Raw genomic sequence first — 10,054 nt, 5'->3', positions numbered from 1 at the left:
GTGGTAGGATGCAACCCCCGCGCGGCTGCGCCGTTTTCCCCCCAGAACAGATGGAGGATAACGTGCCAGCCGTGCCCATGACCCGCCTGCCCCGCATCAGGACCGCCAGACGCCTGCTGCCCCTCATGCTGGGGCTTGCGTTGCCACTGACCGCCTGCGCCCATGGCAGGATCGGGGAAGATTTCTGCATTTCATGCGCAAATGAACAACAGGCGCAATCAGGTACCCCCGCCACAAATACGGCAGCCAGCCAGCCAGCCGGCCCCGGCGCATCCGCGCAGGCGGCAGGCCCCCGGGCACCGGCGGCCACGGGCCCGCAGCACATGTAACGGTACGGGGCAGATGTTTCATGGTCCCGAGGGTCACGTCAATGTGTCCCTGGCAGTCATGGGGACGGCAAACCCATGCCACCGGACCACGTTTGCCCCATACCACCCCATTGGAAAACAGACAGGAGGACAGACAATGCGGCAATCCGTTTTCTGCGCCCTCCCGATCGTGACAGGGTTGGGAATGGCACTACCGGCGAATGCATATTCCGCCGATCCCGGCACACCGCAGCAGGTTGCGGCGTGCAAGGTCGATGCCCTGCGGCTATGCCCGCTGGACATACCGGATACAAAACTGGTCGAAGCCTGCATGCAACGCCGGGTTGCCGATCTTTCACCTGCATGCCGGGACACCGTGCAGGGTAAATGACGCCGTCCCGCAAACTCCGGGGGCATGCCGTGGCACAGGCCCGGCCGCCCCGCCGACGTTCGGAGGCTGACATGAAAATCGCACGAAACCTTACCGGAAACATTTCCGACATGACCACTGCCATCGGTGATTTCCTGACCGGCGCACGGGGCGATCGTTCGGGGGCACTGTCGGTACTGAACGACATCCTTGGTCCCCTGCCCGCCCCGGATGAGCCAAGCATGCTGGAACACCGCGCACAGGAACAGGGCATGCTGCCGTTGATCCGCACATGGCAGGAACGTGACAACACGTCGGTTGCGGATGAAAGCACCATCCATGCCCTGTTCAGGCCGGCGGAACTGCAGCGCTTTTCCAGCCAGACCGGCCTGTCGGAACGCGCGGCAATGAATATCCTGCGTGACCTTCTGCCTTCGGCCATCCGCCACCGCGCCATCAACGCCCGTGCGGGCTGGCAGCAGCAGCAGATGGCCCGCACGGATGCCACCACCGGGCAACCGATGGCTGGCGAATAACAAGCAAGTAAAGAAAGGGCGGTAACATGTGTGCCGCCAGCCTGCCCGCCCGCCATGGGGTCTGTTACCCCGGTGTGGCGGGCTTTTTTTTACAGCATGCCTGAACAGGACAGGCTGCCCGACCACCCGGTTTCGGGCGCGATCATGGTCAACGGCACATTTTTGCATGATGCGCAGGACGACCTGTGGACCATGAATGAATTATTAAAGGCTCGACTTTCAGCAAATCATCCGTCTTTTATTGATCGACCGATCCCGGCTGTTCAATAACGATCCGCATGCCCCACGTTTTTCCACCATCGGCCGTTGTCAGCACAACCTGATAGGTGCCGTTATTGGGAATTATAATATGATCAAGTGGGGTATCCGTTGATGGCCAGATGATATTCTTGTCATCATAATGCTTTAACGACACGGTCATCGGCACAACCGGCGCTGCCGTGATGCCGCTTATGATCGCTGCCTTCTGAATGTCTTTGGGCAGCAAGGTCTCGATCGCCCTGATATCAATATCGCCCCCACGGTTGGAGGGCAGGCTGAGAATGGCGGAAATGCAGGTTGCATATTCCCTGTAGCTTTCACTTGTGCAGGGTGTCTGGACAGTCACGCTGGCCGGGGTGCCATCGGGCAGCTTCACGTCTGTCGCATACGCATGTCCAGCCAGCAGGAGCGCCGGAACAAGGGCAAAAAAGCTTTTACTCATAGTACGGGACACCTTACGGGCAATTCAGGTAAACCTTGCGATCCTGTTTAATACTCTAGTCTCTTTCCCCTGTCACAGGAAGTGATGGGGCCGTTCCGGTCGCTTAACACATTATTATATAATAACACATATCCCATGAAAATTGCCTTCACGCATCGCGCGGGTGGCTGGAAACAGGCAGCGCGACCCGGACCGTCCATCCATGTTTTCCTGACCTGACACATTTTGCATGCGCCGGGCTTGCGATGCATTCACGCCCGGTGTGGGGCGGCATCGTCCCGAAAACCGATGACACATGGGGCATGGGTTCATGACCGTTTGCCATGGCTGCATATGGATTCAGTATAACTTACGTTATTTTAATAATGTCGCACATTCCGGCAATCAGGGCATCGCGCCGGGGGACTGGACTATCTTGTTGAAAAAACTGAACGAAATGGCGATGGTTGTGATTGTCGCCATTGCCCGATAAAAACCGGTGTCGTTACAGTTTAAGAAAATCGCGTGTTATCATGACACGGTGTAATCAGGTCAGTTTATGAAGCCAGTGCCCGACCGTCATCGAAACATAGTCAAAATACAAGATAATACGTCATATTAAGAAATGCAGAGTCCTATTGTTATGAAAAAATTTACGGTCGTGCCGCTCATTTTCTTGTTGAGTGGATGTCATGGCGTTGGCTCCCAAAGACTGGACCGTGATCAACTTGATTATTCCCAGGCGTTGATTGGCTCTTCCAAACAACAGACACTGCTTAACGTCGTCCGTCTGCGTTATGCCGATACGCCGGGCTTTCTGGATACGACGCAGCTGATTTCGGGCTATCAGCTGCAGCGCAATATTTCCATAGGCGTCGGCTCGGATTCCAACCCGATCCGGCCCGCGGGCGCCATCGGGGCACAGATACAGGAAAGCCCGACCTTTACATTCCAGCCCGTTACCGGTGATGCCTATGCGCAGAGTTTCCTGCGCCCGCTTCCGCCGGGCAGCCTGCTTCCGCTGGCCATGGGGGGACTGCCCATAGATATCCTGTTCCGCCTGTCGGTCCAGTCGGTCAACCTTATCAATAATGCGGGCGCCATTGGTGGCGATGTCGGGCGTGGGTCGCCTGAATTTTTCGAACTCATCTATGATCTGCGCCGGTTGCAGATTGCGGGCCTTTTGGGCATACAACTTGAACATAGTGAGGAAATACCGGGGAAAACCCCGGCTTTTGACCGGGTATTCCTGACGGTCTCATCGACTACGGATCCCCTTCTGGCCGACGTGGTGAAGTCAACACGGCGTTTTTTTGAAATGGGCCCGAAAGATGAACGTGTGGAAGTCATATACGGGGCCGGACGGCCGCAGCATGGCCAGATCAGGCTGCTTACCCGCACAATGCTTGGTGTTCTGGGGCAGATTGCCTACCAGATTGACGTCCCGCAGGAGGATATTGATTCAGGGCGCACCCTGCCCAAGATCATTCTGATTGGACGCAATACAAAGCCGACGGTTTTTGTCCATGTCAGTAATGAACGCCCGCGCCTTTCTTTTGTATCGATAAAGTACAATAATAAATTCTACTATATCTCGGATACCGATTTCCCCAGCAAGCTGGGGTTCACAATGCTGCAGATCCTGATGGAGCTTTCAAAAACCACCAAGAACCCGGGCGCCGTGCTGACCATACCCGTAAACGGGTGAACGCTGTCAGGGGTTTGTTTTCAAACGGTCTTTCAGTGTGCGGCATGCGCCCCCCTGCGATAACACACGCAGGGGGCCACATACGGTCGGTCTACCGGCCTGTTTATGCCGGTATATGCACCAGTTTCTTGTTGATGAATTCTTCAATGCCCAGCGAGGACAGTTCGCGGCCATAGCCCGAATTCTTCACGCCGCCAAACGGCAGGCCAGGCGCGGTCCATGTCGAGCGGTTGATGAAAACCATGCCGGTTTCGATCCGGGCCGCCACGCGCTGGCCCCGTGCGATATCGGTAGTGATGACGGACCCGCCCAGCCCGTAGGGAGAGTCATTGGCCAGGTCGATGGCCGCCTGTTCATCCGGCACGCGGAAGATCATGGCCACGGGAGCGAAGAATTCCTGATGGAACGCCGGGTTGTCGCGGTCGATGTTGTCAAGGATGGTCGCCTGCAGGAAATAGCCGGTGCGATCAATGCGCCCGCCGCCAGTCACCACACGCGCGCCGTGGGCCACCGCCGCTTCGATCTGGCCAAGCACCAGTTTCAGCGCGCTTTCGCTGCATAGCGGGCCAAGCGTGGTCTTTTCATCCATCGGGTCGCCCGGCACCAGGTTTTCAAGGGCTGCCTTGAACCGCGCGGTAAAGGCATCGGCAATCTTTTCATGCACGATAAACCGCTTGGCCGCGACGCAGCACTGCCCGGTATTGTTCATCCGGCCCCAGACCGCCCATTTGACCGCAACATCCAGATCGGCATCATCCAGCACGATAAAGGCGTCGCTGCCACCCAGTTCCATGGTGTTCTTCTTCAGCGCGCTGCCCGCTTCCGCCGCCACGGCCTTGCCGGCGCGTTCACTGCCGGTCAGCGCCACACCACGCACGCGCGGGTCGGCCACGACGGTTGCCGACTGTTCGTTGGTAATGAACACGTTTGAATACGTGCCTTCGGGCGCACCCGCATCGGCAAACAGTTCTTCAAACATGACCGCGCATTGCGGCACGCCGGGCGCATGCTTAACGATCAGCACGTTACCGGCCATAAGGTTGGGACCGGCCACGCGGGCCAGCTGGTAATAGGGAAAATTCCACGGTTCGATGCAGAAGACGATGCCAATGGGCTGGCTCAGGATCGTGGCCTTGCCATCATCGACCTTCAGGTCAACGGGGGCGAGGAACTTTTCGGCATTATCGGCATAGTAATCAAGGATATCGGCGCTCAGGTCCACTTCAGCCTGCGCCTCGCGGAACAGCTTGCCCATTTCCACGGTAATCGGTGTCGCAAATGCATCACGGTTATGCCGCATGATTTCAGCGGCCCTGTGCAGTATGGCCGCGCGCTGGGCATAGGTTTTATTGCGCCAGTTCTTTTTATAGGTGGTATCCGCCTTGGTAATGATACCGGCAAGCTGGGTATCCGAATGCAGGTCGAATGTCTTGAGCGTTTCTTCCGTGTACGGATTGATGGTCTGGTACAGCATGGTAACAGTGGCCTCCCGTTTATTTTGTCAGCGCAATACCTGCCATCCCTGCGTGCAGGGCCGGATCGGCCCGCAGGCACGTGACGGTGTATCGGGATGGTGGGCTGTCGGCTGGGTTTGTCTATATACGGGTATATATAGTCATCAGCGCATGACAAAGGGATTCGCGCTCAAGATCGCGTGAAACTTCCTTTACTGACAGGGTGTTATGCGTTGTGGTCGGGGCTGTGGCCGCGCCATGCTCCCCTGCCGGCACGCAGGGGACAGGACGCGGCGGGGCGCGCGGGGCCGCCTAATAACCGACGGCCGCGCCATCCTTGCGGTGGTCGGATGCGCCGCGATACACGCCCGAATGCGGGTCGATCATGATTGCCTGGTAACCGCCCATACCCAGCCCGTTGCCCGTGCTGACATCATGCCCCATGGCCTGCAGCGCGGGGCCAACGGCCTGATACAGTTCGGATTCCAGCACGACATGATTGTTCTGCTGTGAATGGGAAAACCGTGCCGCGTCGGATGCGGCCTGCGGGTTGGCCCCAAGGTCGAGCATGTTTTCCAGTACCTGCAACTGTCCCTGTGCCTGCTGGTCGCCATACATCACGCCAAGGCTTAGGAACGGCCTGCCCCCCTTCAGCACGAAGCCGGGAATGATGGTATAGAATGGCCGCTTGCCCGGCGCGATGACGTTGGGGCTTTTTTCATCAAGGCTGAACTGCGCGCCACGGTTGTTCAGCAAAAAGCCGTAGCCGGGCACGGTTATGCCCGAACCGAATTCGTCATACACGCTGAATATCAGCGAGACGACATTTCCCTCGCGGTCAGCCGTGGTCAGGTACACGGTGCCCCCCACCGGGTCGCGATCCGCCGTAATGGCGGCGGCATGGCGCGGGTCGATGCGGTGGCACTGCGAGCGTGCATATGCCTTGCCGGTCAGTTTCGCAGTCGGCACGGCAACGAAGTCCGGGTCGCCCACATACTGCCGCAGGTCGGCATAGGCGACTTTCTTCGCCTCGATCAGCAGGTGCCAGAACAGTGGGGAACGTGGCCCCTCCCCACGCGGGTTGATGCCCAGTTTCGGCCCGCACTGTTCAACGATATTCAGGGCCTCCAGCACGGCGACGCCCTGCGTGCTGGGTGGCATTTCATAAATGTCGTAACCGCGATAGGACGTGGTCAGCGGCCTGACCCATTGCGGCCTGACCGTGCCAAAATCCGCGGGCGTGATTGTCCCGCCCAGCGCCTGCGATTTCTTTACGATGGCATCCGCGATCGGCCCCTTGTAGAAAGCATCCGCACCGCCGTTTTCCAGCAGGCGGAATGCCCTGGCCAGATCGGGATTGCGGAACACGCCATACAGGCCCGGCGGCCTGCCATGGGGCAGATAGGTGGCGGCCGTGTCGTGGTCCTTGGCCAGCAGGCTGGCATATTCCTCCCACTCGGCTTCCACGCGTTCGGTCACGCCAAAGCCATCTTCCGCCAGTCGGGCGGCAGGTTCCAGCGTATCCTTGAACGACATGGTGCCATAACGGGCGCGGATGGCGTCCCACCCGGCCACGGTGCCGGGCACGACGGCCGAATCAATGCCCGTGTACGGAACCGTCTTCAGCCCCCGGGCGCTAAAACGCCCCGGCGTGGCGCCGGATGGTGCCCGCCCGGCGGAATCCAGCGCGACAAGCCGGTGTTCCTTTGCCACCCATGCGATCATGAACAGGTCGCCCCCGATCCCGGCGGATTCCGGTTCGACCACGTTGATGGCGGCGGCGGTTGCAATCGCGGCGTCAAAGGCATTGCCCCCGCGTTTGAGGATATCCAGCCCGACATCCGCCGCCAGTGGCTGGCTGGTCGCCACCATGCCGTGCGTGCCCAGCACTTCGGACCGCGTCTGCCCCGTCCAGCCATAGCCCCGGTCCCCACGCAGGGGATTGAATGGTGCCCCGGCCTGCTTCGCCTGCGTCACAGATGCCGCATGCCCCTGCCCCGGCAACAGGGGCGTGCAGGCAAGCAGCAGCGCCGAAAACATGACGGATGGCCGCGTCACGCCAGCGCCCCGCGCGCAACTGCCGCGCATGGGTGGGCGGGAACGAAAACCCGGCATGTCGGTGTTTGTGTGTGCAGGCATGTTCATACGACCCTTCAGCATCCGTGTGGGCAGTCGGGAAGGCATGCCCCGACCGGCTGCTACCGCCTATACTTCATTTTTGTTTGACAACAAAACCCCTGCCCCCGCATGCCGGAAACAGCCGGGTTCATGGTCATGGATCATCCCCGCCGCCTGCATCCAGGCATAGGCCGTGACCGGGCCGACAAAGCGGAAGCCGCGTGCCCGCAGCGCGGTGGACATGGCGTGCGACAGGGGGGATGACGCCTGCACCGGCCCGGGATTATGCACCGGCGCGTGCCCCACCATGCCCCATGCGAAGGTGGCAAGGTCCTCCCCCCGTTCACGCATGGCGATATAGGCGCGGGCATTGCCAATGGTGGCGACAATCTTAGCCCGTGCGCGGATGATGCCGGGATCGGCCAGCAGGCGCGTGATGTCCGCATCCCCGAAACGGGCCACGCGGTCGGGATCAAACCCGGCAAAGGCCCGGCGGAACCCCGCGCGCCGTTTCAGGATCGTGCGCCATGACAGCCCGGCCTGAAAACTTTCCAGCACCAGCATTTCCCATAACTGTCGGCTGTCATGTACCGGCTGGCCCCATTCCGCGTCGTGATACGCCATCATCATCGCATCGGCCTGCGCCCAGCGGCAGCGCGGGCGGTCGGGATCCGGTGACATGGCGGCCGGATCAGGCGGCCCGTCGCGCCTGCATGGATCGGGCATGGGTTGCATGGTGGTACTCCGTTGTCGGGTGCGCATAAGCCGCTGCCTGAAAAAACAATTCGGGGATAAAAAACAATAAAAGTTTCCGGGTGCCCCCTTTTTCTGAAAAAGGCTTCACCAAAAACTTTCTCATGATTGGACGTTTCAGACAGCCCATAAAAAAACCGGGGCCGCAAGGATGCGGCCCCGGTCGGGTCGGTCAGGATATGACGGACGTGGTCAGTTCACGTTATCAAGGGCGTAAACCACCAGGTCATCCGTCACCGGCGTCATCATGAAGTGGTGGCCACCGGCCATGATGGCGACGTACTGCTTGCCCTTGTATTCATACGTCATGGGCGTTGCCTGTCCGCCACCGGGCAGGACATCGTTCCACACTTCCTTACCCGTATGGATGTCGAAGGCATGGATCATGTTGTCCGTCGTCGCCGCGACAAAGATCAGGCCACCGGCGGTAATGACCGGGCCGCCATTGTTGGGCGTGCCGATGGTCAGCGGCAGGTGCGTGGGCAGGCCGAACGGGCCGTTGGCGCGCGCACTGCCCAGCGGGTGCTGCCACAGTACCTTCTGCGTGTGCATGTCGATGGCGGTGATCATGCCATAGGGCGGACGGTTGCACATCATGCCCGTATATTCATCCCAGAAGGGGGAGACCACGATGCCGTACGGCGTTTCCGCCATGGCGCCCGCGCCCTCGGCACCGCCGCCGCCGGGCTTGTAGTTGGGGTCATCCACCGGCATCAGGCCCAGCTTGTCCGCCTTCTTGCGGCTGACCAGCTGGTCATACATGGGCGTGTTGTTCCAGTTGGCGATCAGGATGCCGGTCTTTTCATCATAGGCAACACTGCCCCAGTCAGACCCGCCGTTATAGCCGGGATATTCCAGCCACGGCTTGTCAATGCTGGGCGGCGTGAACTCACCCACATAATGCGCGCGGCGGTATTTCAGGCGGCAGTACAGCTGGTCGATGGGGGACATGCCCCACATGTCGGCTTCCTTGAGCGGGGCAAAGCCCAGCCGCGGCATGCCGACCGACCACGGCTGCGTGGGCGCGCGCGTGTCACCCGGCACCATGCCCGGGGATGGGGCGGGCCGTTCTTCCACCGGCAGCACCGGTTCACCCGTGCGGCGGTCCAGCACGAAGGTCTGGCCACGCTTGGTCGGCATGATCAGCGCGGGCACGCTGCTGCCATCAGGCTTGGTGAAATCCATCAGCGTGGGCTGGGAACCGATGTCGTAATCCCACACGTCCTTGTGCACGGTCTGGAACACCCAGCGCGGCTCACCCGTTTTCACGTCGATTGCCACAACGGCGGAGGACACCTTGTTTTCCTCAGGTGACCGCATGGCGCTGTAGTAATCGGCGGCCGAGTTGCCGGTCGGCACGTAAACCAGCCCCAGCGCGTTGTCGCCAATCATCGCGGCCCATGAATTGGGGGTGCCACGGCTGTAATGCTCGCCTTCCTTCGGTTCGCCATGTTCATGCGGGCGGTTGACATCCCATGCCCACAGGAAGCGCCCGGTTTCGGCATCATACCCGCGGATCACGCCCGACGGCGCCCAGCGGCGCTGGCCATCCAGGATTTCCTGGTTGGTGATGATCGCGCCATTGACGATCGGCGGCGGCGCGGTTTCGGCCACGAAGCCGGGCACGGACTCACCCATCCCCTTCATCAGGTTGACCATGCCGTGCCAGCCGAAGCCCTCGCACACCTTGCCGTCCTCGCTGTCCACCTCGATCAGGCGTTCATCCAGCGTGGCTTCAAGGATACGGTGGTGGCAGTGCTCGCCTTCCGGCACGGTGGAGGACGTGTAGTACACCACCGCCTTGCACGCCGCCGTGTATGGAATGCTGTCGTATTTTTCATTGGCGTGGAAGTGCCAGAGTTCCTTGCCCGTGGCGGGGTCGATGCGCATCATGTCGTTCATGGCCGAACACATGTACAGCCCGTCACCCACCTTGATGGGCGTGGTCTCGGCCGCCCACTTGTTCACCTGCCCCGGCGCGGGCTTGCTGCCGGTATGGTAGATGAACGCACGCTTGAGGTGACTGACATTGGATGGCGTGATCTGGTCCAGCGGCGAGAAGCGGGTCGCCTTGTCATCACGCCCATAGCCGGGCCAGTCATCATGGGCGGGGTTGGCCGTGACC

10 protein-coding genes are annotated in these 10,054 nt (G+C 60.3%); 5 read left to right on the top strand and 5 right to left on the bottom strand.

The genetic code is table 11. From position 1 onward, the window contains the following. The 4 genes from F1542_RS03205 to F1542_RS03190 all read left to right on the top strand — a co-directional run. The coding region (locus tag F1542_RS03205; protein ID WP_227672436.1) for a hypothetical protein at positions 1-329 on the top strand (329 nt) is incomplete at its 5' end. A gap of 184 nt (positions 330-513) precedes the next feature. Continuing rightward, on the top strand, positions 514-699 hold the full coding sequence (locus F1542_RS03200) for a hypothetical protein (protein ID WP_193731781.1): 186 nt from the start codon (positions 514-516) through the stop codon (positions 697-699). A gap of 110 nt (positions 700-809) precedes the next feature. Further along, the gene (locus F1542_RS03195) at positions 810-1,214 is read left to right on the top strand and encodes a hypothetical protein (RefSeq protein WP_227672435.1); all 405 of its coding nucleotides are present in this window, start codon (positions 810-812) and stop codon (positions 1,212-1,214) included. Between the two features lie 96 nt (positions 1,215-1,310). Then, positions 1,311-1,484 (top strand): hypothetical protein, encoded by a 174-nt coding sequence (locus F1542_RS03190; protein WP_193731779.1) that lies wholly within the window; start codon positions 1,311-1,313, stop codon positions 1,482-1,484. Here the strand turns inward: F1542_RS03190 and F1542_RS03185 are convergent. After that, positions 1,453-1,917, bottom strand: coding sequence for a hypothetical protein (locus F1542_RS03185; protein WP_193731778.1), 465 nt, complete (start codon positions 1,915-1,917; stop codon positions 1,453-1,455). The two genes, F1542_RS03190 and F1542_RS03185, sit on opposite strands and share 32 nt — an antisense overlap. A 622-nt stretch (positions 1,918-2,539) precedes the next feature. On the opposite strand from F1542_RS03185, the gene F1542_RS03180 reads away from it, so the two are divergent. Then, positions 2,540-3,604, top strand: a complete 1,065-nt coding sequence (locus tag F1542_RS03180) for a hypothetical protein (protein ID WP_193731777.1) — start codon at positions 2,540-2,542, stop codon at positions 3,602-3,604. A 103-nt stretch (positions 3,605-3,707) separates the two neighbouring features. Here F1542_RS03180 and F1542_RS03175 read toward each other — a convergent pair whose 3' ends face one another. From F1542_RS03175 to F1542_RS03160, 4 genes are all read right to left on the bottom strand, one after another. Then, positions 3,708-5,078, bottom strand: coding sequence for an NAD-dependent succinate-semialdehyde dehydrogenase (locus tag F1542_RS03175; protein ID WP_193731776.1), 1,371 nt, complete (start codon positions 5,076-5,078; stop codon positions 3,708-3,710). 292 nt (positions 5,079-5,370) lie between these two features. Beyond that, on the bottom strand, positions 5,371-7,197 hold the full coding sequence (ggt, locus tag F1542_RS03170) for a gamma-glutamyltransferase (RefSeq protein WP_227672433.1): 1,827 nt from the start codon (positions 7,195-7,197) through the stop codon (positions 5,371-5,373). 66 nt (positions 7,198-7,263) lie between these two features. Further along, positions 7,264-7,911 (bottom strand): DNA-3-methyladenine glycosylase I, encoded by a 648-nt coding sequence (locus F1542_RS03165; protein ID WP_193731774.1) that lies wholly within the window; start codon positions 7,909-7,911, stop codon positions 7,264-7,266. A gap of 210 nt (positions 7,912-8,121) precedes the next feature. Then, the coding region (locus F1542_RS03160) for a pyrroloquinoline quinone-dependent dehydrogenase (RefSeq protein ID WP_193731773.1) at positions 8,122-10,054 on the bottom strand (1,933 nt) is incomplete at its 5' end.

The sequence above is a fragment of the Komagataeibacter sp. FXV3 genome (assembly GCF_015155755.1).
Lineage (GTDB): Bacteria > Pseudomonadota > Alphaproteobacteria > Acetobacterales > Acetobacteraceae > Komagataeibacter.
The sequence above is the reverse complement of the archived record's forward strand: the minus strand, read 5'-3'. Positions and strand labels throughout refer to the sequence as shown.

What these genes read in the sequence shown, in the direction of transcription:
- F1542_RS03165 (WP_193731774.1), bottom strand. Translation starts at nt 7,911, where the DNA reads ATGCAACCCATGCCCGATCCATGCAGGCGCGACGGGCCGCCTGATCCG.
- ggt (WP_227672433.1), bottom strand. Translation starts at nt 7,197, where the DNA reads ATGCCTGCACACACAAACACCGACATGCCGGGTTTTCGTTCCCGCCCA.
- F1542_RS03185 (WP_193731778.1), bottom strand. Translation starts at nt 1,917, where the DNA reads ATGAGTAAAAGCTTTTTTGCCCTTGTTCCGGCGCTCCTGCTGGCTGGA.
- F1542_RS03180 (WP_193731777.1), top strand. Translation starts at nt 2,540, where the DNA reads ATGAAAAAATTTACGGTCGTGCCGCTCATTTTCTTGTTGAGTGGATGT.
- F1542_RS03190 (WP_193731779.1), top strand. Translation starts at nt 1,311, where the DNA reads ATGCCTGAACAGGACAGGCTGCCCGACCACCCGGTTTCGGGCGCGATC.
- F1542_RS03175 (WP_193731776.1), bottom strand. Translation starts at nt 5,078, where the DNA reads ATGCTGTACCAGACCATCAATCCGTACACGGAAGAAACGCTCAAGACA.
- F1542_RS03195 (WP_227672435.1), top strand. Translation starts at nt 810, where the DNA reads ATGACCACTGCCATCGGTGATTTCCTGACCGGCGCACGGGGCGATCGT.
- F1542_RS03200 (WP_193731781.1), top strand. Translation starts at nt 514, where the DNA reads ATGGCACTACCGGCGAATGCATATTCCGCCGATCCCGGCACACCGCAG.